This window comes from Alistipes senegalensis JC50, assembly GCF_025145645.1.
GTDB classification, from domain to species: Bacteria; Bacteroidota; Bacteroidia; order Bacteroidales; family Rikenellaceae; genus Alistipes; species Alistipes senegalensis.
Genome location: NZ_CP102252.1, coordinates 2,922,714 through 2,947,687, shown reverse-complemented (window position 1 = coordinate 2,947,687; position 24,974 = coordinate 2,922,714). Strand labels below are relative to the sequence as shown.

Sequence of the window (24,974 nt, the reverse complement as noted above, 5' to 3'; positions counted from 1 at the left end):
AAATGACAAATGAAAGGTTGTGCATATTTCTGGTTTTTAGTAACTTAATAGCATCCAAACTATTGAGTTCAAACCGTCGTATGCACAACTTCATCGAAAAATTCACAAAAATCAACGACATCTGCAAGAAATTTGCAGGAAATCGTGTAAATGAACATGGCAATGTATCTCGCCGTGGAGTTATTCCCACCTTTTCTGATTTGGAAGTTATAGCTCTTTCTCTTACAGCCGAAGCATTCGGTTATGACAGCGAGAACAACCTCTTTAAGAGATTGGCTGAATCTCCCGAACATATCCCTAACCTTATATCCAGAAGACAGTTCAACGTCCGTCGCAAACTCACGGCTTGTCTTGCAGAAGACATCCGCAGGGATATTGCCAAGAGCATAGACGGTGGGGAAAATGTCTTTGTGATAGACTCCAAGCCTGTCAAAGTATGCCAGCTGGCACGAGCCAAGCGTTGCGTTATGGGAAATGATAATCCGCAAAGCGCACCTTCCAAAGGCTTTTGCGCCTCCCAACAAATGTATTACTATGGGTATAAGCTCCACGCTATCTGTGGAATAAGTGGTGTTATTCACTCTTATGATATAACGGCTGCAAATGTTCATGATATACATTATCTGGATGATGCAAAGTGGGATTATCACGACTGTCTTATGCTTGGAGATAAGGGGTATTTAAGTGCTGAGGTGCAACAAGACCTTTTCGAAACGGCTCATATCAAGCTTGAAGTCCCGTATCGCTTGAACCAAAAGAATTGGAGAAATCCTTCGTGGGCTTACAGGCGTTTCAGGAAGCGAATCGAAACCGTTTTCTCTCAACTTAACGACCAATTCATGATGGTACGCAATTATGCAAAGCAGACAGGCGGACTGTTTACACGTACTGCCGCAAAAATCGCTGCTATGACCGTGCTGCAATACATCAACTTCTGTAACCATCGTAAAATTGGTCTTGTTAAAGATGCTTTATTTTAATTCAACCAACGGGTTCCTTAAACTTAATCAAGAACTGTTGAATCGTCCTAATCAACCTTGAAGCTTCATCATCAACAGCTTTATTTTGATTAGACACCGCTATCTTTTTCGACAAGATCTCTTTCTGTTTCTTATTTGCAATAATCTTATCAGAAAGCTCTTCTTTTTCATTTTCTTTAGCCGCAATATCCCGATAAATAGACTCTATTTTTCTATCTATCAACTCCTTTTTCTTCCTTAACTCTTGAACATAATCGCTTTCTGCATTCTTTTCTGCTTCCCTTATTTTTCTTTCAATCGAAAAAAGTTCCGCTTTTGCCTTTGTATATTTTCCATGCAAATCATCGAAAGATGATTTACTTTCCTTTATCTTTGACACAAGGGAAGCGAAATCATTCTCTTGTATGCCAGTAAAATCGTGTAGCATAGTAAAATGCTCAAAACGATTATTATCAAGATCGTTATAAAAATACTTTTTTATAAGTTTTCTGATTTGACTTTCATAAAAATCTCGTACCTTAATATCTATCGAATGATTGAAATCTCGTTTTGCATTTTCTATATCGCTGAGAATAACATCGGTTTTGTCATTCACACCTTCCAGCTGTAACTTATTTTGCTTGTACGCTTTTTCTTCTTTCAGTTGATCAAGGATAGACGATATGAGACCTCCAGACAATCCGAAAGGGATGAGATTATAAAGATCTTTCAGATCGTCTTCTGCCTCATGCATTTCAGAAGAAAGATTGTCTCGTTTTTTATTCAATTGCTCCAATTCCTCCTGCGTCATTAAGTCTCCTTCTCGAATCAGCTTGGTTTGCAATTCTTTTGATTCATGCTGCTGTAAAATACGATCATCTTCCAAATTAGAGATTTCATCGGACAATCTGCTGATTTCGCTTTCAGCATAATCAATAGAAGCTATCAGCTCCGTAAACTCTTTCCGTTCTTGCGGTTTTGCCGATTCTCGTCGATAGTCATCTTGAATACGTTCCAATTCATTTTTCAGGTCATCATATTTTTGAATCCCTAAAACTTGCGAATATGCGCGACTTAAATCTTGCCGTTGCTCCGGAGTATTGATTTGCGCAAAAGAAACGATCTTTTCTGCATCAAAGAAAAAGAATTTCGCTATCTCAATAGGAAGAATATAATCTCGAATGAAGATTTCTTCTTCTTTCGTAATATCTTCTTTTGTGCCGGAAAACAAATCGCTTTTTCTTCCATCTATAAATATTTCAAGTTCATCGTCATAGTTTGTTGCACTATCGTACGAACGTGTAATCTTTATATCCGTACAAGGGACATCCGGAATTTCGACATCTGTAAATGTAACAGAAACGGAGAAACGGGTTTCTCCTTCTTTTTTTGCTTGAATATTAAGGCTATTCCCAATATATTTACTATAACCGCCCTTTTCTTCAATTTCTTTGCGGTACAGATCATCGACCTTATCCATTTGGCGGCCATACAAACACCATACTAATGACATCAGAAATGTTGTTTTTCCGAAGCCATTATTTCCACTCACAATAATTATATTGCGATCTCCATCAGGAGTTAAATCAATCGTATTTACTCCTTTATAGATACGGAAATTATTAAGTTCTATTTCCTTTATTATCATTTCTTTTTATTCTTTACAAATTCCTCAATACGCGATTCGATTTCGCTCTTCAAACCACGCCGTCTTTGCATAAGAGATTTACTTTTTTGAAGTAAAAGCAACTGTTCGATCAGTTCACCCTCCTCAATGTTATCCTTGCAAACCTCTTTCATAAGATCTGCTTCTAACTTATTTTTAACTTTTACTTCTTCCATATATAATGATGTGTTGTATATCTTGTTGTATATCTCAGATACTTGGAATGTAAAATTAAAATCACGATACCAATTAACCTGAATAGCGATCAACTCTTGATCTGTAATAAGTTTTATATTGGGATCTTTTTGCTGCAAATCATATTGAATTTGCAAAAGCCGTTCAAGGATACTCGCTCGATAACGAAATACATACGAACCCATATCATTAACCGCTTTCCTACCATCGCGTCTAAATGGCATTCTATTTTCTATAATATTTCTCTCTTGATCCAACTGTAACCGAAAATCATACAATGGCCGCATCCATTCTCGACCATTCTGAATAAGAGAGCGCATGGATTTGTCATCTTTGACAACTGTACAAGTCCAACATCCGAATCGACTCTGTCCACACGATCCATGACTTTTGTCCGTTACAACAGTAGGGCATTCATAATCATCGGCACTTGCATCTTTATAAATATTGAATAGAATCGAATTATCGAACCCCCACGGTGATGGTATAGCATTAATAATATACCACACTTCTTCCAACATCAATTCCTTTATAGGTGCATATACATATGTGTTTTTAAGAATTGTATGGTTGGTAAGTCGTTTCCCGTGAATTTCATGTTTTTTAATAGAGCGAGCTCGTGTTGCGCTCTCTGTTTTTCTTGTTCCAATTAAGATAATTGCCTCTCCACATTCATCTACTTGCTCTGTAATAAATCGTGCTGTAGGCTTTATTTTCATCTTTTCTGTGCACCATCGAAATGCGGTATTGGGAACAGGATAGCCCTTGCCGATTACGTTGACCCAAAATGAATCTTCAAGTTTAGGCACTGTTTTCCGAACAAATATCGGCAAATCTTCTTCTCGCGCCTTTATCTCAATCGTATTTAAAACTTCGTCTACATAAGTCGCAATAATAGGGTTCTCCACCATTGTATCATTACAAACGACATATATAGGACGTCTTAATTGAAAAGGAGCTATTGTTTGTTCTTTGATTTTTCGTAATGCCAACCATACAAGGGTCAATAGTACAGTAGAATCTTTCCCGCCACTAAATCCAATGATCCACGGACGAAAAGTTAGATCTGCGTACATATATTGATCAAGGATCTCATCTATTATATACCCAATTCTCTTCGTCATCTATTCTATTAACTAAAAATGATATACAAAGTTATAATAAAAAAGACGAAATAAGATGAAAATCGCGATATTTATCCCATAATCTGTCAAGCGAATACAATCCAATAAAATAAGAATTTATAATTCAGTTAATGAAAAAAGACTTTAAGCTATAAAAAATCAATAAAATTTTCTATCTTTGTATTCGTAATGAACGAGCAGACACTTGACTGACAATAGTCGGCCTATTGCAGACAAGAAACCGTTACAAATGCGTTACTACGCGACTTTTGACATATTTATCACCTTGATAATAAGGGGCTTTAGCGAATAGGTTCACGAATCGTATTCTCCACACGAAAAAAAGACCATCGGATCTCGATGGTCTTTTTTTACACGGTTCCCGTCGGGCCGGCGGACTCCCGAAACAGAGCGGCACATGAGCGAACGACACAAAAGACTGCATCCGGCGATGTTCGCCGGAACGGGCAGCGACGTGGGCAAAAGCCTGCTCGCCGCGGCTTTCTGCCGCATTTTCCGCCAGGACGGATACGACCCCGCACCGTTCAAGGCCCAGAACATGGCCCTGAACTCCTATGTGACGGCCGACGGCGGCGAGATGGGCAGGGCGCAGGTCGTGCAGGCCGAAGCCGCCGGCGTGGAGTGCCATACGGACATGAACCCGCTGCTGCTGAAACCCAACACCGACAAGGTCTGTCAGGTGATCCTCAACGGCCGGGTCGCCGGAAACAGCTCCGCCGCCGAATTCTTCCGCACCGGGCCCGGGCGGGATGCCCTGCGGCGCGAGGTCTGCGCCGCCTACGACCGTCTGGCGGCGCGCTACAACCCCGTGGTGCTCGAAGGCGCCGGAAGCATCAGCGAACTGAACCTGCGCGATGCGGACCTCGTGAATATGCCGATGGCCGCCCACGCCGGGGCGGACGTGTTTCTGGTGGCCGACATCGACCGCGGAGGAGTGTTCGCCTCGGTGTACGGAACGATGCAGCTGCTCGAAGCGTGGGAACGCCGGCTGGTCAAAGGCATCTTCATCAACAAGTTCCGCGGCGACATCAGCCTCTTCGACGAAGGCCGCCGGATGCTCGAAAAACTCTGCGGCATCCCCGTGCTGGGCGTGATCCCCTACCTGCGCGACGTGCATATCGAAGCCGAAGACTCCGTGGCGCTCGACCGGCGCCACCGCCGGGCCGAACCCGGCAAAGTCAACATCGCTGTCGTGCTGCTGCGCCACCTCTCGAATTTCACCGATTTCGATACGCTGGAACGCCGTCCCGGCGTCTGCCTCTATTACACCGATTCGCCCGAAGCGCTCGACGATGCCGACATCGTCTTCCTGCCCGGGTCCAAAAGCGTGATGGCCGACCTGGCGGAACTCCGCCGCAAGGGGCTGGCCGACCAGATCGTCCGGCTGGCCGAAGCGGGACGCACCGTGGCGGGCATCTGCGGCGGTTATCAGATGATGGGCCGCACCATCCGCGATCCGCACCGCATCGAAAGCGACACGGAAACGATGCCGGGACTGGGACTGCTGCCCGTCGAAACCGTGCTGGCCGGCGAGAAGGTCACCCGGCAAATCCGGTTCACCCTCCCCGACGACGACCGCACGGGATCGGCCTACGAAATCCACATGGGACGCACCGCTCCGCTCCCCGGACACGCGGCGGAACCGCTCGCACGCCTCGCCGACGGAACCAGCGACGGCTGCGTCGCCGGGAACTGCCTGGGAACCTACCTGCACGGGATCGCCGACAATTCCCTTTTCATCGACCGACTGCTGCGCCCCTTCGCAGCACGGCTTCCCCGGACTGAGCTCCCCGACGCCCGCGCCTACAAGGACCGGCAGTACGACCTGCTGGCCGATCGCGTGCGCCGGAACACCGACATGGAACGGCTTTACGAAATCCTGAGCCGCAGAAAACAGCTCCGTGCGGGAAGCCCCGCCGGAAGAGAAGCATCCCGAAAATTAGTTAGCGTAAAAAATACCCCAAACGGCCGCCCGCCGGAAAGCCGGGATACGCCGGACACTTAGTCCCGAAAATACGGTATCAGGGGCCTCCGAAAACATCTCGGACGTTTTTCCGCGCGCCGCACGGCATCCGGTGTTATGGGTCCGGAGCCGTGTGTGCACGCACACACACGGCATTTTCCAACAAAAAAATTATATAACTTTGCCTTGGACCCGTTCCCCCGGAGCGAACGGAAGCGACAGGCACGCTACAATCATTCACAACATAAAACCAACTAACTAATTACAATCATGAAGAAACTATTGACGAAAGTTCATTGGCTGTGTACCGTCCTGCTGGCGGCAACGCTGCTGCAACCGGGACTTGGCGTCGCCCAGAAAAGTGGGGGGGGGAAATTCACCCTCTCGGGCACTGTCAAAGGTGACGGCCAGCCCCTCGTCGGCGCGACCGTAGTCGAGCCGGGCACGTCGAACGGCACGGTGACCGGTGCAGACGGCAAATTCTCGCTTTCGCTCTCGAAACGCGGGGCGTCCATCCAGGTATCCTTCATCGGATATGTGACCAAGACGCTCACCGCGAACGCCGATTTTCTGGAGGTCGCGCTCGACTCCGACGCCCAGAAGATCGACGAAGTGATGGTCGTCGCCTACGGCACGATGCGCAAACGCGACGTGACGGGCTCCATCACCTCCATTTCGTCGGAATCCATCGAACGCCGCGCCCCCGCGAACGTCTTCGAGGCGTTGCAGGGACAGGTCGCCGGCGTGCAGATCTCCGCAGGTTCGGGACAGCCGGGCGAAAGCTCGCAGATCAACATCCGCGGTATTTCGACCTTCTCGGCCGAGGGCGTGAAGCCGCTCTACGTGGTGGACGGAATCCCGATGGAGGACATCGACGGCATCAACCCCGGCGACATCACCTCGATCGAGGTCCTCAAGGACGCCGCATCGGCCGCCATGTACGGTTCGCGTTCGGCCAACGGCGTCATCCTCATCACGACCAAGGGCGGTCAGGAGGGAGCACCGCGCATCGACGTGAAATACCTCCACACCTGGGGCAAACTCTCCCACAAACTCGCGCAGGCCACGCGCGCCGACCGCCGCAAGTTCGACATCCTGCGCGACACCTATCATAAGGACAACGCGACGGGCTACGTTGACAACGCCAGCAACCAGCTGATCAACGACTCGCTGAACGCAGCGTTCAACGTTGACAACGACTATCAGGACCTGCTTTTCCAGTGGGCCCAGAAAGACCAGGTGGACCTGAGCGTCGCCGGCGGCACGAAGCGGATGAAATACTTCGGATCGACGGGCTACTACAACGAGCGCGGTATCGTCCCCAACACGAATTTCCAGCGTCTGACGGCCCGTATCAACGCCGACTACACGGCCGCCAACTGGCTGACGCTCCACAGCCGCGTATCGCTGGGCTACTCCCAGAAGAACGGCATCAACGAAGGGCAGCTGATGACCGCGATGCTGTCGCGCCGCCCCTATTTCAACCTCTACTACCCCGACGGCACGCTGGCCGGCGTATTCCAGGGCCAGAAGAGCCCGCTGGCACAGGTGAAATACACCACCGACCGCACGGAATACTATCAGGGCAACCTCTACCAGGGCTTCGAACTGAAGCTCGCCAAGGGGCTGACGTTCCAGACCAGCATCAACGCCAACCTCTATCTCAACAAGCGCCAGCGCGTCTACCCGAGCATGATCACCGACGAGTGGCAGAAGAGCAACAGCGGCTACGCCGCCGACAACCTCAACTGGAACTGGCTCAACGAGAACGTCCTCACCTATAAGAACAAGTGGGGCAACCACAACTTCTCGGCCCTCGTGGGTTTCAGCGAGCAGCAGTGGCGCACCGACCAGACCGTTCTGTCGGGCATCAACTCCTCGACGGACTTCATCCCCACGATGAACGCCTTCGCCGCCAACCTCACCCTGAACGAGACCGGCACCTGGCAGTCGAATCACTCGATGGCGTCGCTCTTCGCCCGCGTGACCTACGACTTCAAGGCGAAATACCTGATCCAGGCCACCTTCCGCCGCGACGGTTCGTCGCGCTTCTCGAAAGGCAACCGCTGGGGCAACTTCCCCTCGGTATCGGCCGCATGGCGCCTCTCGGACGAGAATTTCATGAGCTTCTCGCGCCGCGCGCTCGACGACGCCAAGATCCGTGTCAGCTGGGGTATCACCGGCAACGAGCAGATCGGCAACTACGACTACCTCTATTCCTACGCCACGGGCGACATCTACGACGGCGTGGGCGGCGTCTATCCCGCACGTCTCGCCGTGGACAACCTGCGCTGGGAGGAGACCCGCCAGGTGGACGTGGGTCTTGACCTGAGCTTCTTCAACAGCCGCCTGACCATCACGGCCGACTACTACGACAAGTACACCGACGGTCTGCTGGCCAACCGCGAGCTCCCGAAGGAGTCCGGATTCTCGACCATGCGCACGAACGTCGGCGAGGTCAGCAACCGCGGTTTCGAGTTCTCGATCGCCGGCGACCTCGTCCGCACGAAGGATTTCCGCTGGAACGCGTCGTTCAACATCTCGCGCAACTGGAACACCGTCGAGAAACTCGCCGAGGGCGAACCCTATCTGGAAAACGACCTCTGGTGGATGGCCGAGGGCGGTTCGATCGGCGACTTCTACGGATACAAGCAGATCAACATCTTCCCCTACGACGAGTCGAACGCCTTCACGCCCGACACGTGGCAGCAGCTCACGCCGGTCTTCGAAAACGGCTCGTTCAGCCACTACACGCTCGACGGGCAGGTTTACAACGGCAGCTACGTGCAGAAGAAACTGCCCAACGGCAAACCCTTCCGCGGCGGCGATGTCAACTGGGAGGAGTCCGCGGGTTCGCGCGACGGCGTGATCGACGAAAACGACCGCATGATCATCGGCAACGCGCTGCCCACCTACACCGGCGGCCTGAGCACGAACTTCACCTACAAGAACTTCGGTCTCTTCGTGTCGTTCTACTACTCGTTCGGCGGGCAGATCTACAACTACGCCGAGCACCAGCGCAACATGTTCCTCTACACCTCGACGACCCCTTCGCCCCACGTGATCAACAACATGTGGATACACCAGGGCGACCAGGCGCTCTACCCGCGCCCCTACAACGACGAGTACAACAACGCGCGCTACGCCAACTCGTTCTACGTCGAGGACTCCGACTACATCCGCCTGTCGAACGTGCGTCTGTCCTACGACCTGCCGGAGCGCTGGATCAAATCGCTGCGCATCAAGGCGCTGCAAGTCTACATCTTCGGCAACAACCTGATGACGTGGACCTCTTACAGCGGCTACGACCCCGAGTTCTCGTCGTCCAACCCGCTGCAAATCGGCCGCGACACCTACCGCTACCCCATGAAACGCGAATTCGGCGCAGGTATAAACGTTAAATTCTAAAGGCTTACAACAATGAAAAAGATCAAATACATACTTGCAGCCCTCCTGCTGGCCTCGGGGTTCAGCTCGTGCGAGTCGTTCCTCGACGAACAGCCCGTGAGCGAACTCCCCGCCGACCAGATGTGGACCTCTTCGCGCGAAGCCAAGGCCGGCGTGAGCCAGATCTACGGGTTCTTCCGCTCGGCCATGCGCGAAAACTACTTCTACTGGGGCGAATTCCGCTCGGATGACTTCGCCCCCGGAGCTTCGACGGCAGCCACCCAGCAGCGCGTCATCGACAACCAGCTGACCACCGACCTCAACTGCACGAAGTGGACCGCCCTCTATCAGGTCATCAACCAGGCCAACCTCTGCATCAAATACCTGCCGGGCGTCGATATGCCGTCGGTGTCGGACCGCAACGACCTGCTGGGACAGGCTTACGGCATGCGTGCGCTGGCCTATCTCTACGCCGTGCGCGTCTGGGGCGACGTGCCCCTGTTCACCGAGCCCAACGAGGAGTACAGTCAGGAGATCTACCGCGAGCGCACCGACATGAACTACATCCTCCGCGAAGTGGTTCTCGAAGACGCCAAAAAGGCCGAGTCGCTGATCGACCGCACGAAGAACAAGGAGCGCAAGCGCATCTCGGTCTACGGCGCGTGGGCGATCATGGCCGACACCTACATGTGGCTCAAGGAATACAGCCTGGCCGACCAGACCATCGAGAAGATGAAGAACGACGCGTCGTTCATGGCCCTCGAAACCGACATCAGCACCTGGAAGAAGATGTTCGCCGAGGAGCTGAACAACAAGGCCAGCGACAACACCCCCGAGAACGACGAATACAGCACCAAGGAGTTCATTTTCATCGTGCATTTCAACATGGACGAGGTGGGCACCAACGGTTACAGCTACATGTACCAGTGGTTCACGGGCTCGGGCAACCGCGCCGCCGTGATGTCGCCGGCGCTGCTGGCCAAATACGATCAGGAAAAGGACCTGCGCTTCCCGCTGGTGACGAAGAACTACCAGTCGGGCTGGGAGATGCGCAAATACATCTCGGGCGACATCTCCTCGACGCTCAACAGAACCTGCGAAGTGGGCTACCCCATCTACCGCTATTCGGACATGATCCTGTTGCAGGCCGAAGCGCAGGCCCGGCAGAGCAAGTGGGAGGAGGCCCTCGACCTGGTGAAGCCGATCCGCACGCGCGCCGGTCTCGAAACCCCTTCGGCCGCGGATTTCGCCGACGAGGAGGAGCTCGTGGACTTCATCCTCGACGAGCGCCAGCGCGAACTGGTCGGCGAAGGCCGCCGGTGGTTCGACCTCGTGCGCACGGGCCGCTGGAAGAGCGTCATGGGCCCGATCAACGGCTGCCAGGAGGACGGCAACGAACTCTTCCCGATCCATTTTTCCCACCTGGACCAGAACAAGAAACTGGTGCAGAACAGCTACTACGCAACGAGTAAATAATTTCCAAAACGACCTGTACCATGAAACCCATAATCAAGAAATTGTCGTTGCTTCTGGCGGTCGCGCTGACCGCAGCCTGCGGCGACATGAAACTGCAAACCGACGCCGACTACGACCATTCGGTGCTCGACCCCCACATCCCGATGACGGCGTGGGAGTATTTCGAAACCCGTACGGACATTTTCAGCGAGTTCATGGCGGCCGTCGAATACGCCGGCATGAAGGAGTACTACACCCAGACCGGCCGCGAATACACCTTCCTGGCGCTGACCAACACGGCCGTCAAGGCGTTCGTGAGCACCTATCCCGACAAGTCGAAGATCACCGACTGCCCGAAGGAGGACGTGCAGAACCTGCTGCGCTACCACATCATCGACGGTTTTTACAGCGGCTACGGAGAGCTTCCCGTGGAGGCGATCTTCGTGCTGACGCTGCGCCGCGGCGAAGAGGGTCTGATGACCATGCTCACGCGCAAGAACCCCTGGATGGCCGACGCCGGAGCGATCATCGTGAACGACACGGGCACGAACGGCAACTCGCCTATGCGCAAGTCCGTGAGCTGCAACATCATGCCGACCAACGGCGTGATCCACGTCTTCGACTCCTACTGCTATTACAGGAAATAGGACACGACGAACATTAAAACACCGAAAACCATGAACAAGAGATTATTCACGATACTGGCCGGGATTTTCGCCGTCATGTCGTTCGCGGCCTGCAACGACGACGAGGGAATCGACCCTTCGGCCGCCGAACCGACCATCACCTACGCCTACGACACGCTGGAAGCCGACCTCAACGTGGTGGACAACCTGCCGGTCGTCGCCATCGTCAAATCGGAAGCAGGGCTCAAAAGCGTCTCGCTCAGCATCAACACCTCGGACGGGGAGACGGTTCCCGTGACCACCGTCACCGAGTTCTTCAACGCCAGGAGTTACAGCCTCGCGGAGGAGATCAACTACGAGTCGAACTACACCGAGGCCGTGATCGAGGCCGTGGACCTGCTGGGCCGCAAGGCCGAGGCGAAGATGCCGATCTCGATCATCGACGTTGTGGAAGCCCCCTCGATCGTCTTCACGCCCGCAAAATGGTCGTACGACGAGACCGTCGGCGGCGAGAAGCCCCGCACGCACATCGAAGTGAACACCTCGGCGCTGTTGCAGTCGATCGAGATCACCCGCGTGAAGACCTCGGGGCAGGAACCCTATACGAGCCTGACGTTCACCGACGAAGATCAGCAGAAATCGTGGACCTTCGACGAAATGATCGAGTTCGACGAATTCGACAGAGGCTTCAAGGTCAAGGCCGTTGACAACTACGGACAGGTGCGCATCGAGACGATGCAGATCCAGTACAAGACCGTTCCGCCTCCCGTCGTGACCTTCGCCCAAACGACGATCGCGGCCGACAAGGACGAGGAAAAAACCGTCGAGATCGCCATCGAGTCGCAGGCCGGCGTCGTCAAGGTCGAGCTGTTCCGCGTGGAGGGCAAGACCGAGACATCGGTGAAGACCACGACCTACGAGAGGCTCAATGAGCTGAACTACGCCGAGAAGATGCTCTTCACCAACTCCACGTCGGGCGTCAAGGTGATCGTCACGGACAATGTGGGCCGCACGACCACGGCGACGACCAAAGCCTGCGTCAACATGTACTACGTCGAGGATATTCCGGTCGCCACGGCTCCGGCGGGCGACGGTGCGGAAGCTGCCGGCGGGGCGAAACGCCTGCTCTCGCTGGGCGACCAGAAGACCTACTCCGTGCAGGAGTGTCTGGAAAACACCGACTTGCAGTCGCACGCCGACGTTAAGGTCTACTACATGAACGGCAACGCCCAGTCGGTGCGCATCTACTCGATGGAGAATGCCGACGGCAAGAACGCGGAATACTCGTACAACGGCCAGAACATCGGCAGTTTCGGCGGGCTCAACGCCACCCGGTTCAAACTGCTCACGGACGTGGACTTCGAGAGCGCCACGGCCGCCGACATCGCCGCCATCGACGCCGGAACCATCCAGTCCTCAAACATCAAGGGCAAAGAGGAGCTGATCGGCGCCGTGATCGCCTTCAAAACGGGTGCGAAGTCCTCGGCCGGCAGCGGCAAAGTGGGCCTCATGAAACTCGTTGCGATCGGCGAGAAGATCGGCACGAACGCCAACGCCCGCGTATTCACCTTCGCGGTCAAACTCCCCAAGGAGTAACCGCATTTTCAGAATCGGAAATTCCTCCGGAGCAATTCTCCGGAGGGTTTTCCGTTCTTCGATAAACCGAACAGACCGAAACGATGACCCCGTTACGCATTTCACTCGCCGCTGCGGCACTGCTCCTGCTTCCGGCGGCAGCCCCGGCACAAAACGGCAAGAAAATCTACGCCGACTATCACGGCGTGCGCTACACGCGCGCCCACGACGGCAAACTGGGCCGCTGGGAGATGCACGCCGAAACCGCCAAGTCGAAAACCGGGCGCAAAACGCTCTGCTACAACGCCGACTTCATGGACGCCGCAGGGCGCCACGACATCGCCGCCGTGGCTTATCCGCAGGCGGGCATGCAGTCGAACCTCGACCCCGACTACATCGAATACCAGATTCTCTCGGCCAAGGCCGCGGGCATCGACGGATTCTTCATCGAATGGGGTTTCATGGACCACGAGAACGACAAACTGCTGAAAGCCATGCAGCCCGTGGCCGCGAAGTACGGCTTCGAAATCGGCGTCAACTGGTGCGACGGCTGGCTCTACTACGACTGGATCACCCGCATGCACCCCGAAATCGACACCCGCGAGGCCAAGACCGAGCATTACGCCCGCTGCTACCAGTATCTGGTGGACAACGTGCTGTCGGGCCCGACGGCCCCGACCGTCGGCGGACGCCCGGTCTTCTACCTCTTCGGGCCGGGCGCCCAACCCGAGGAATACGCCTATGCCGCCTCGAAGGTCCGCCTGCCCGAGGGCATGCCGCAGCCCGCCGTGCTGCGCCGCTGGGCCGAGTGGGGCACGCTCGAAGAGAACCGCTACGTTCCCGTGCGCTGGAGCCCCGAGATCCAGTCGTGGAAGGAGCTGGGGATGATCCCCACGGCGTGGCTGCCGGCCCGCGTGCGCCCGATGGACGCCGCGCACCCCCATTGGGACCACTACGCCGAACCGGACGACCTCATCGAGTTCATGAAGCCGTTCCGCGACTCGGTGTGGATGAGCGCCGATCCGGCCTACACCGTCAAGTCGGGATTCGTCATGCCGGGCATGGACAACCGCGGCTGCGCCGGCTGGGGCGGACAGCATTTCTACTACATCCCGCGGGACGGGGGCCGGACCTACGAACGCATGTGGGAGTTCAGCATGGCTTCGCGCGACAGCCTCGACATGATGTTCATCGCCTCGTGGAGCGACTACACCGAGGGGCACGAGATCGAGCCCACGGTGGAGAACGGCGACCGCGAACTGCGCACGACGCTGCATTACGCCGCGCAGTTCAAGGAGATGCCGGAGGACGCTTCGGGCATCGCGCTTCCCGCACGGCTCTTCGGCCTGCGCAAACGGAGCGAATACCTCGCCGCGGCACGCCGCAAGACGGCCGATGCCGACGCCCTGCTGGACCGAGCCGCCGCAGAGATCGCCCGGGGAAGCTATGCGGAGGCCGCCGAACGGCTCTCCGCGGCCGAAGCGGCCGTCGATGCGCTCGAAAAGACGCTCAAAAACCGCACGCTGGATGTTCCGGAATCGGAACTGCGCTTCAGCAGCGACGCCGTGCACGGCGTCCGGTACGCTTCGCCCGAGCTGAAAGTCTACCTGCCCGAAACGGCCGTCCGGTCGCTGATCGCGGCGCGCACCCACACGGGCTATCTGGAATTCGAATACTTCGACGACGCCCCGACGGGCGATTTCGTCTTCCTCTACTCGCGCACCGAGCGTCAGCCCAAGGATATTTTCGCCACCGTCGCCAAGTTCAAGACCGACGGCACGGGCACATGGAAACGGGTGCGGGTCGAACTGGCCCCCGAAAACGTGCTTTACGCCACGACGCCGGGCTTTACGCTGATGTTCAAAGGCAAACTGAAGCTGCGCGACGTGAGCTTCCACTACACCCTCAGCCGATGATGCGCCTGCTCACCACCCTGCTGCTGGCCGCCGTCTGCACCGCCTGCGGCGGTCCCTCGCGCGACGGCAACGCCTTCACGTTCGACGAGGCGGGCATGGCCTACCGCGTCGAGTTCCGCACGGAAAACACCGTGCGCATCCTCGTCCGCCCGGCCGGATCGCCCCTCGTGACGCGGCGGCTGGTCGTGAATTCCGTGCCCGCGGCTCCCGTCGAGGTGCGCCGCGAGGCCATCGAACACGGCTATGCGTTCCGCACGCCGCAGCTCCGGGTGGAGTTCGACCGCACGCGGGGCCTCTTCTCGTTCCGCGACGCCCGCACGGACGCCCTGCTGCTCGCGGAGACCGCCCGCTCGCTCCGTCCCGACACCGTGGGCGGCGAGGCGTGCTACGCCGTGACCCAGCGGTTCGCCGGGACCGACGACGAGGCGCTGTACGGACTGGGGCAGTACCAGACGGGCGCCCTGAACTACAAACGCGACACGGTCCTGCTGTTGCAGGCCAACAAAGACATCGTCAACCCCTATCTGGTCTCCACGCGCGGCTTCGGACTGCTGTGGGACAACTATTCGGCCTCGGAGTTCCGCGACGGAGGCGACGTTTTCGAATTCACGTCGGAGGTGGGCGACGCCGTCGATTACTGGTTCGTCTACGGGGGCGATCCCGCAGGATGCGTGCGCGGCTACCGTGCGCTGACCGGCGCGGCGTCGATGCTTCCGAAATGGGCCTTCGGGTTCTGGCAGTCGCGCGAACGCTACAAGAGTTTCGACGAACTGACCCGCGTGGTCAGCGAATACCGCCGCCGGCACATCCCGATCGACATCATCGTGCAGGACTGGGAGTACTGGGGCGAAAAACCCCGGTGGAACGCCCTCCAATGGGACTCCGTGCGCTACCCGAACCCCGGAGCCGCCGTCACCCGCCTGCACGAGGAGTACGGCGTGCGGCTGCTGGTGTCGGTGTGGCCGGGATTCGGCCCCGAAACCGCCGTGTACCGCGATCTGGAGGCTGCCGGAGCGCTGTTCGACGAACGGACGTGGGCCGGATACAAGGTCTTCGACGCCTACGACCCCGCGGCGCGCGACATCTTCTGGCGCCACTTCCGCACGGGGCTCTTCGACACCGGCATCGACGGCTGGTGGATGGACGCCACCGAACCCTCGTTCCGCGAGGGATTCACCCAGCGCAAACAGGAGGCCCGGACCAAATCGGCCGGAAAAACCCACCTGGGAGCTTTCCACCGCTATCTGAACACCTATTCGCTGGTGTGGACGGGCGACCTCTACGGCCGTCTGCGCGCGGCGGCTCCCGAACGCCGTCCGCTGCTCTTCACCCGCTCGGCATTCGCCGGGCAGCAGCGTTACGGCACGGCCGTGTGGTCGGGCGACATCGTCGCCTCGTGGGAGACGATGAAACGCCAGCTGGCCGCGGGCGTCAACCTCGCGGCGTCGGGATTCCCCTACTGGACCTTCGACACGGGCGGATTCTACGTCACCGACAACGGCGGCATCTACCCCCGCGGACTGGCCGACCCGGCCTACAAGGAGCTCTACGCCCGCTGGTTCCAGTTCGGAGCCTTCCTGCCGATCTTCCGCGCCCACGGGACCAACGTCCCGCGCGAAGTGTGGCAGTTCGGCGACGAACGCAGCGTCTGGTACCGCAACCAGACGAAATACATCGACCTGCGCTACCGCCTGACGCCCTACGTCTACTCCACGGCCTACGACGTTGCGGCGAACGGCAGTTCGTTCATCGCGGCCGCGGGCATGGCCTTCCCCGAAGACCGCGCCGTCGCAGCTTACGACGAAGCCTATCTGTTCGGCCCCGCGCTGCTCGTGCGCCCCGTCTTCGAGCCGATGCCCGCCGGGGCCCGGACCCAGCCGGTCACGACGCTGCTGCCGCGCCACGACGGCGCATGGTGGTACGACTTCTTCACGGGCGAGGCTTTCCGCGGCGGGGAGCGCATCACCCGGGCGTGCGGCCTCACGGAACTCCCGGTCTACGCCCGGGGCGGCTCGATCGTGCCGACGGGCGCGGCGAAAGAGTCGGTCATGGCAGGTCCCGACACCGAGCTGGAAATCCGCGTCTACACCGGGGCCGACGCCCGCTTCACGCTCTACGACGACGCCGGGGACGGCTACGGCTACGAGCGGGGCGAATACGCCCGCTGCACCCTCGGCTGGTCCGAGGCGGACGCCGCGCTGCGCATCTCCGCGCGCGAAGGCTCCTACCCCGGCATGGCGCAGGAGCAGACGCTCCGCATCCGGGTCTTCCGCCCCGGAGCGGAACCCGCGGAACAGACCGTCCGCTATACGGGCGAACCCCTCGAATGCAAATTCCAATCAACCGAAAACCGATGAAACACATCCGAATCATTCTCTGCCTGACGCTGTTTCTGACCGCCGCTTCGGCCGCGGCACGGGTCAGATACACGGTCAACGACGCCTGGCGTTTCACCAAAGGATCGCCCTACAACGCCTTCCAGCCCGCGGCCGACGACTCGGCGTGGGAGGTGGTGAACATCCCCCACACGTGGAACGCCGAGGACGCCGCAGACGACGTTCCGGGATTCTACCGCGGCCCGGCGTGGTACCGCAAGCGGATCGTCCTCCCGGCCGACGCCGCCTCGAAGCAGGCGTATCTCTGTTTCGAGGGGGCCAATCAGGTGGTGCGGCTCTACGTCAACGGCCATTACGCCGGAAAGCACACGGGCGGCTACACGCGCTTCGTCTTCGACATCACGAAATACATCGTCCCGGGCGGCGAAAACCTCTTCGCCGTCGAGGTGGACAACGCCCACGACCCCGACATTCCGCCCCTGTCGGCCGACTTCACCTTCTTCGGCGGCATCTACCGCGACGTGAGCCTGCTCCTGACCGACAAGGTGCACGTGGCGCCGACCGACTTCGGATCGCCGGGCGTCTACCTCTCGACCCCCGAGGTCACGGCCGAACGGGCCGCGGTCGAGGTGCGGACGCTGGTGGCCAACAGCGGCACGGAACCCGTCCGGGTGCGCGTCGAGCACCGCATCGTCGCGCCCGACGGCCGCGAGGCCGCCCGCGCGGAGGACATGGCGGAAATCGCCGCCGGAAGCGTCGCGGAACAGCTCCGCCGCGACATCACGATCGCTTCGCCCCGGCTGTGGGACATCGACGAACCGAACCTCTACCGCGTACTGACACGCATCGTGGCCGAGGACGGCCGCGTGCTGGACGAGGTTTCCAACCCGCTGGGCCTGCGGTGGTTCTCGTTCGACCCCGACAAGGGCTTCTCGCTCAACGGCCGCCCGCGCAAGCTCGTCGGCACGTGCCGCCACCAGGACTACCTGGGCCGCGGCTGGGCGCTGCCCGACGAGATGCACGAACGCGACGTGCGCCTGATCAAGGAGATGGGCGGCAACTTCCTGCGCGTGTCGCACTACCCGCAGGACCCCGTGGTGATGGAGATGTGCGACCGGCTGGGCATCGTCGCCTCGGTCGAGATTCCGGTGGTCAACGCCGTCACCGAAAGCCTGGAGTTCCTCGAAAACTCGGTGCGGATGGTCCGCGAGATGGTCCGTCAGGACTTCAACCACCCCTCGGTGATGATCTGGGCCTACATGAACGAAACGCTGCTGCACCCGCCCTACACCGACGAAACCCGCACGAAGGAGTATTACAAGGCTATCGAACACGTGGCCCGCACGCTGGAGGAGACCATCCGCCGCGAGGACCCCGCGCGCTACACGATGATCGCTTTCCACAACGCTCCGGAACGGTACGCCGCCGCCCGCCTGACGCAGATTCCGATGATTCAGGGCTGGAACCTCTATCAGGGGTGGTACGAAAAGGACATCACGGGCTTCGAGCGCATCCTCGACCGGCTCCACGCGCAGTATCCCGACAAGGTGCTGATCGTGACCGAGTACGGCGCCGATGTCGATCCGCGCCTGCACTCGTTTTCGCCCGAGCAGTTCGACTTCTCGCAGGAATACGGGCTGGTTTACAACCGTCATTACCTGGAACAGATGCGCAAACGCCCCTTCATCGCGGGTTCGTCGCTCTGGAACCTCAACGCCTTCTACTCCGAGCCGCGCGCCGATGTCGTGCCCCACGTCAACAACAAGGGCGTCACGGGCCTCGACCGCGAGCTGAAAGACACCTATCTTTTCTACAAGACCGTGCTCAGCCGCACCCCGCAGCTCGTCATCGGCAACCGCGAGTGGCGGAACCGCAGCGGTGCGGACGACGGCTCGGGCCGCTGCACACAGCCCGTTCCGGTCTTCACCAACCAGCCGTCGGTGACCCTGACGGTCAACGGCCGCAAGGTCGGCACCAAACGTCCCGAAGGGGGCGTGGCGATGTTCGACGTGCCGTTCGCAGACGGCGAGAACCGCCTCGTGGCCCGGGCCGGGGCGCTCACCGATGTCCTGACGGTCGGATTCCGGCTGGCGCAGGCGTCGCCCGAACGGTTCACCGAACTGAACGTCATGCTCGGTTCGCCCCGCTATTTCGACGACCGCGAAGCGGGTCTGGCGTGGATTCCCGAACAGCCCTACACCCCGGGCAGCTGGGGATACGTCGGCGGCGAGGCGCTGCGGCGCTCCGGAACCGGATGGCTCGGAAGCGCGTCCGACATCCTCGGCACGAAGAACGACCCCGTGTTCCAGACCCAGCGCGTCGGCATCGAGTCGTTCCGCGCCGACGTGCCCGACGGCACCTACTCGGTCTACCTCTACTGGGCCGAACTCGACGCCGCCCGGCAGCGCGAAGCGCTGGCCTACAACCTCGGGGCCGACGGCGCCCAGCAACAGTACACGGGACGCCGGTTCGACGTTTCGGTGAACGGCCGCAAGGTGCTCGAAAACTTCTCGATCGCCGCCGAGGTCGGCTTCTCGCGGGCGATGGTCCGCAAAGTGGAGGTCATCGCGCGCGACGGCCAGGGCCTGCGCGTCGATTTCGGACGCATCAAGGGCGAACCCGTGCTGAACGCCATCCGCATCTACCGCAACCACTGACGCCCATGAAACGCACCCTCCTGCTGGCATCGGCCCTGTGCCTCGCCGCCGCGGCCTGCGCCCGTCCCGACACGGTCTACGTGGCCCACGGAGCTGCGCATACCCCGCGCATCGAACTCGCGGACGGACATGCCATAGAACCCCGCCCCATGCCGGGCGACACGCTCACGGCCGGCGGCGTCTGCTTCGTGCGGCTGCCGCGCCTGCGGCTCGTGCTCTGCATCGGGCAGTCGAACATGGCGGGCCGGGGTCCGATGGACGCCGGGGCCGCCGACACGCTCCGCGGGGTCTACCTCTTCAACGACTCCGCCCGATTCGAACGCGCCGCGGAGCCGATGAACCGCTACTCCACCGTCCGCAAGGAGCTCGGCATGCAGCGCATTGGCCCCGTCGGGAGCTTCGCCGCACGCTATGCGGAGGTCACGGGCGCCCCGGTGGGCGTCGTGGTCAACGCCCGCGGCGGCTCGTCGATCGACGAGTGGCTGCCCGGCTCCGAAACGGACTATCTGGCCAAAGCCGTCGAACGCATCCGCGCCGCAGGCGACTGGGGCGACTTCGCGGCCGTGCTGTGGCATCAGGGCGAGGCCGATTCGGCGCATCCCGAACGTTACGGGGCCAAACTCCGCCGCCTCGTCGCAATCCTGCGCACGGAGCTCGGCAACCCCTCGCTGCCGGTGGTCTTCGGCGAAATCGCCCACTGGAACTGGACGAACCGCGCCGAGGGCACGGCCCCCTTCAACGCCATGCTCCGCAGCCTGCGCATCCCGCACACGGCCTGCGTATCGGCCGAGGGGCTCGCGCCGATGAAAGACGAAACGGACCCGCACTTCTCGGCCGCGAGCCAGCGCGAACTGGGGCGCCGCTACGCCGAAGCCCTGCTGAAAATCCGATAAAAACAATATCCTAACCTGCACTTGCAATGAACACACTTTTCAGATCCTTCCTTTTCGCGGCCGGATGCCTCGCAGCGGCCGCATCCTGCACCGATGACACGACCGGCGGCGAACCCTCCGGAAAACCCGGTCACGGCGACAAACCCGAATACAGCTACACGGCGGTCGAATACCGCAAGATCCAAAGCGGCAGTTTCAGGCCGTGGACCACGGCCGACGCCGCGGAGACCCGCACGGTCAAAGGCATGAACTGGTTCTCGCCGGTGGACGGGCACGTCGAAACGGCATGGGGCGGACGCCTCGACTACGACGAACCCGTCTCCGTGACGGGCACCGAGGGCTATTTCCGCGTGGGCAAGGCCGGCGGACGCTGGTATTTCCTCGATCCGGACGGCGGCGCCGTCATCCTGCACGGCACGCAGCACGTGCGCCCCGGCACCTCGGCCGAACATACGGCGGCATTCAACAGCAAATTCGGCGGCAACGCCAAATGGAGCGCCGAGACGGGCGCGATGCTCGCCTCCTACGGCTTCAACTACGTCTCCTACGGCTCGAACCGCATCGAACGCTTCCCGGACGACATGCGCGAAAACCTGCTCAACCCCGGCCAGCGCAAGATGGCCTACGCCGAAAACCTCTACCTGCTGCGCACCTTCATGTGGGACATGACCGCCAACCTGGGCTACGCCTTCGAGGACGGCACCTACAACCGCCTCGTACTGGCGTTCGAACCCACGTTCCAGAGCTACGTCGAGAACCTCGCCCGCGAGAAATGCGCCCTGTTCGCCGGAGACAAACACTTCGTGGGCTACTACCTCGACAACGAGCTGCCCTTCGTGGCCTACGAGAACGCCGACGCCGTGAAAGGCATCGAGCTGAAGCACTTCCTCGCCCTGCCCGACAAATACAAGGGCGCGCGGGACTTCGCCGAAGCGTTCATGGCGCAGGAGGGCATCGCCTCGGCGGAGGCCGTCACCGAAGCCCACCGCGAGAAATTCCGCTCGGCCGTCGCCGACCACTATTTCAAGGTCACGAGCGAGGCCGTCCGCAAGGCCGACCTGCAGCACCTGATCCTCGGATCGCGCCTCCACGACTGGAGCAAGTACACGCAGGGGATCGTCGAAGCCTGCGCCCGCTACTGCGACGTGGTGTCGGTCAACTACTACGCCCGCTGGCAGCCCGAACCCGGCTTCATGGCCGACCTTGCCGCATGGTGCGGCGACAAGCCCTTCATCGTCACGGAGTTCTACGTCAAGGGCGCCGACGCCAACTACAAGGGCCGCGCCTACTCGAACACCGACGGCGGCGGCTGGCTCGTGCGCACGCAGAAGAACCGCGGGGAGTTCTACCAGAACTTCTGCCTGCGGCTGCTCGAGACGCGCAACTGCGCCGGGTGGATGCACTTCGAATACAACGACGGCTACGGCGGCACGGCGGATTCGAACAAGGGCCTCGTGTCGGTGGAGTACACCCCCTACGCCGACTATCTGAACCTGGCCCGGGAGCTCCACACGAACCTCTACCCGCTGGCCTCCTACTACGACGCGGAGCGCTGATCCCCGTCCCGTCCGCGAACGCATGCGCCGGCCGGAATCCCGCAGCCCGACACGCGGGATTCCGGTTAGCGTAATTCCGGGCCTAACACGACCGCCCCGCAATCGCCTCCCAGCCCCTCTGGCAGGCGCTTTGCAGCGGCATAGTTAGCGTACGAAAGACGATAAGTTTGGATTTGCCTTTCCGAATGGATAATTTTACCATCGTAACCTAAACCCGCGACCATCATGTCCATCCAGATGAATCAATCGCTGTCGGTAGACTGCGCCGTCTTCGGCTTCAACGGAAAATCGCTCAAAGTGCTGCTCATCGAGCGGCGCTACTACAAGCCCGACACGCGTCTCGACAAGCTCAAACTGCCGGGAGCCATGATCCTCGAAAACGAGACGCTGCCCGAAGCCGCCTATCGCGTCCTCGAAGAGGCCACGGGGCTCAAAAACGTCTACCTGAAGCAGATGGACATCTTCTCCGACCCCAAGCGCGTGGCCGGCGAGGAGCTGGAGTGGATCAACCGCTACCACGGCATCCAGACCGACCGCGTGGTCACCGTCGGCTACTATGCGCTGGTGAAGCTCGACAGCCGCACCATCGCCTACACGACGGCCAAAGGGGCCCAATGGGTCGATGTGGACTCGATTCAGCGGCTGGCCATGGACCACAAGGCGATCCTTTCGGCGGCCCTCACGGTGCTGTGCCGCGAGATGCTGCAATCGCCGGTGGCCTTCGAGCTGCTGCCGCGCAAATTCACGATCCGGGCGTTGCAGAACCTTTACAGCGCCGTGCTGGGCATCGAAATCGACAACCGCAACTTCCGCAAAAAAATACTGGCCTCGGGTTTCCTGACCCCCACCGCCGAAAAGGAGCAGGGCGTGGCCCACAAACCCGCGCAATACTACACGTTCAATAAAAACGCCTACAAAAAGGCCCTGAAAGACAAACTGAAACTGGGATTCATAAACAATTGGAGGTATTAATTTGATTATGTACAGCATACCGCTTTCGACCGCCGCTGTCGCCGCCTGTAGCGGCGTATATAAATCTGACCCACCCCCAACCCCCGCCTCAGGCGGGGGCTTAGTGCTGCTTCGCAGCAAAATTGGCGTTTCGGACGGTAGGTATATAATTCAGTAATCTCCACAAAATAAATACAGCCATGAAAAGTTTAGGCATAGACATAGGTTCCTCTTCGGTGAAGGTGTCGCTGCTGGACATCCCGACGGGCGAATGCGTGGCTTCGGCCACCAACCCCGCGGCGGAGATGCCCATCGAGGCGCTCCGGAGCGGCTGGGCCGAGCAGGACCCCGAAATGTGGTGGCACTACGTCCGCGAAGGCATCCGGCAGATCGCCGTGAAACACCCCATGCGCGAGGTGGCGGCCATCGGCATCACCTATCAGATGCACGGACTCGTGGCGCTCTCCGAGGAGGGCGAACCGCTGCGCAAGTCGATCATCTGGTGCGACTCCCGGGCCGTCGGGATCGGCGCCGAGGCCCTCGAAGAGATCGGCCGGGAGTTCTGCCTGGAACACACCCTCAATTCGCCGGGCAACTTCACGGCGTCGAAACTGGCGTGGGTGAAGCGCAACGAACCCGAAATCTTTGCGAAAATCCACAAGTTCATGCTCCCGGGCGACTACATCGCCTACCGTCTTTCGGGGCGGATGTCCACGAGCATAAGCGGCCTTTCGGAGCAGATTCTCTGGGATTTCAAGGAGGAGCGCCGCGCGGACTTCGTGGCCGACCGGTACGGCATTCCCCACGCGATGATCCCCGACGCCGACGTTTCGATCGGCATTCAGGCGCACACCGACGCCGCGACGGAACGCGAGCTGGGCATCCCGGCCGGCACGCCCATCTCCTACCGCGCGGGCGACCAGCCCAACAACGCCTTTTCGCTCAACGTCATGGAGGCGGGCGAGATCGCCGCGACGGGCGGCACGAGCGGCGTAGTCTACGGCATCACGGACACCCCGAAAGCCGATCCGCAGTCGCGCGTCAATACGTTCGTCCACGTCAACCACACGCCCGGAAAACCGCGTTACGGCATCCTGCTCTGCATCAACGGTACGGGCATCATGAACTCGTGGATACGCCGCAACGTCGCGCAGCAAACGATGGACTACGCCGAGATGAACCGTCTGGCCGCAAGCGTCCCGGCGGGTTCCGAAGGACTGCTGGTCGTTCCGTTCGGCAACGGCGCCGAGCGCGTGCTCGGAAACCGCTGCACGGGGGCCGGGATCGTCAACATCGACCTCAACCGCCACACCACGGCCCACATCCTCCGCGCCGCACAGGAGGGCATCGCCTACTCGTTCCGCTACGGCATCGACATCATGCGGGGGCTGGGGCTCTCGCCCGACATCATCCGCGCCGGACAGGCCAACCTGTTCCTCTCGCCGCTGTTCCGGCAGACGCTGGCGACGCTCACCGGAGCCCGCATCGAGCTGTTCAACACCGACGGTGCGCTGGGAGCGGCACGCGGTGCGGCGCTGGGAGCCGGGCTTTACAGGACACGCGAAGAGGCTTTCGCCTCGCTCCGCCGGCTGGAGGCCGTGGAACCCGTCGCGGCCGACCGCGAAGCCCTCGAAGCGGGATACCGCGCATGGGTCGCAGAAGTCGAAAGAAAAATTCAAAATTCATAATTCAAA

General features: G+C 59.0%; 15 protein-coding genes. 13 read left to right on the top strand and 2 right to left on the bottom strand.

The window, feature by feature from the left end; genetic code table 11:
- Positions 1-2: 2 nt before the first annotated feature.
- On the top strand, positions 3-980 hold the full coding sequence (locus NQ519_RS11790) for an IS982 family transposase (protein ID WP_009598283.1): 978 nt from the start codon (positions 3-5) through the stop codon (positions 978-980).
- A gap of 1 nt (position 981) precedes the next feature.
- Here NQ519_RS11790 and NQ519_RS11785 read toward each other — a convergent pair whose 3' ends face one another.
- Together NQ519_RS11785 and dndC are read right to left on the bottom strand one after the other, a co-directional pair.
- Positions 982-2,607, bottom strand: a complete 1,626-nt coding sequence (locus NQ519_RS11785) for an AAA family ATPase (RefSeq protein ID WP_227901110.1) — start codon at positions 2,605-2,607, stop codon at positions 982-984.
- Positions 2,604-3,944, bottom strand: a complete 1,341-nt coding sequence (gene dndC, locus NQ519_RS11780; protein WP_019150955.1) for a DNA phosphorothioation system sulfurtransferase DndC — start codon at positions 3,942-3,944, stop codon at positions 2,604-2,606. The genes NQ519_RS11785 and dndC overlap by 4 nt, the downstream gene beginning before the upstream one ends.
- A 418-nt stretch (positions 3,945-4,362) precedes the next feature.
- On the opposite strand from dndC, the gene NQ519_RS11775 reads away from it, so the two are divergent.
- The 12 genes from NQ519_RS11775 to NQ519_RS11720 all read left to right on the top strand — a co-directional run bounded on the left by NQ519_RS11775 (position 4,363) and on the right by NQ519_RS11720 (position 24,968).
- Entirely contained in the window at positions 4,363-5,970 is a 1,608-nt protein-coding gene (locus tag NQ519_RS11775) for a cobyric acid synthase (protein ID WP_227901111.1), read from the top strand.
- Positions 5,971-6,198: 228 nt separating this feature from the next.
- Complete coding sequence (locus tag NQ519_RS11770) at positions 6,199-9,336, top strand: SusC/RagA family TonB-linked outer membrane protein (protein WP_019150957.1); 3,138 nt, start codon at positions 6,199-6,201, stop codon at positions 9,334-9,336.
- A gap of 12 nt (positions 9,337-9,348) precedes the next feature.
- Positions 9,349-10,791, top strand: a complete 1,443-nt coding sequence (locus NQ519_RS11765; protein ID WP_019150958.1) for a RagB/SusD family nutrient uptake outer membrane protein — start codon at positions 9,349-9,351, stop codon at positions 10,789-10,791.
- A gap of 20 nt (positions 10,792-10,811) precedes the next feature.
- Positions 10,812-11,417 carry a fasciclin domain-containing protein gene (locus NQ519_RS11760; RefSeq protein WP_019150959.1) on the top strand — a complete coding sequence of 202 codons (606 nt, stop codon included), beginning with the start codon at positions 10,812-10,814 and terminating at the stop codon, positions 11,415-11,417.
- 30 nt (positions 11,418-11,447) lie between these two features.
- Positions 11,448-12,992, top strand: coding sequence for a hypothetical protein (locus NQ519_RS11755; RefSeq protein ID WP_026076574.1), 1,545 nt, complete (start codon positions 11,448-11,450; stop codon positions 12,990-12,992).
- Between the two features lie 83 nt (positions 12,993-13,075).
- A complete protein-coding gene (locus NQ519_RS11750) occupies positions 13,076-14,887 on the top strand; it encodes a glycoside hydrolase family 71/99-like protein (protein ID WP_019150961.1) in 1,812 nt (603 codons plus the stop codon).
- Positions 14,884-17,244, top strand: a complete 2,361-nt coding sequence (locus NQ519_RS11745; RefSeq protein ID WP_019150962.1) for a glycoside hydrolase family 31 protein — start codon at positions 14,884-14,886, stop codon at positions 17,242-17,244. The genes NQ519_RS11750 and NQ519_RS11745 overlap by 4 nt, the downstream gene beginning before the upstream one ends.
- Complete coding sequence (locus tag NQ519_RS11740) at positions 17,241-19,880, top strand: glycoside hydrolase family 2 TIM barrel-domain containing protein (RefSeq protein ID WP_019150963.1); 2,640 nt, start codon at positions 17,241-17,243, stop codon at positions 19,878-19,880. The genes NQ519_RS11745 and NQ519_RS11740 overlap by 4 nt, the downstream gene beginning before the upstream one ends.
- Positions 19,881-19,885: 5 nt before the next feature.
- Positions 19,886-20,773 carry a sialate O-acetylesterase gene (locus NQ519_RS11735; RefSeq protein WP_019150964.1) on the top strand — a complete coding sequence of 296 codons (888 nt, stop codon included), beginning with the start codon at positions 19,886-19,888 and terminating at the stop codon, positions 20,771-20,773.
- Positions 20,774-20,799: 26 nt separating this feature from the next.
- Positions 20,800-22,329 (top strand): hypothetical protein, encoded by a 1,530-nt coding sequence (locus NQ519_RS11730; RefSeq protein ID WP_019150965.1) that lies wholly within the window; start codon positions 20,800-20,802, stop codon positions 22,327-22,329.
- Positions 22,330-22,554: 225 nt separating this feature from the next.
- Complete coding sequence (locus tag NQ519_RS11725) at positions 22,555-23,301, top strand: NUDIX hydrolase (RefSeq protein WP_019150967.1); 747 nt, start codon at positions 22,555-22,557, stop codon at positions 23,299-23,301.
- Positions 23,302-23,480: 179 nt separating this feature from the next.
- Complete coding sequence (locus NQ519_RS11720; protein ID WP_026076575.1) at positions 23,481-24,968, top strand: xylulokinase; 1,488 nt, start codon at positions 23,481-23,483, stop codon at positions 24,966-24,968.
- The last annotated feature ends 6 nt before the right edge of the window (positions 24,969-24,974 follow it).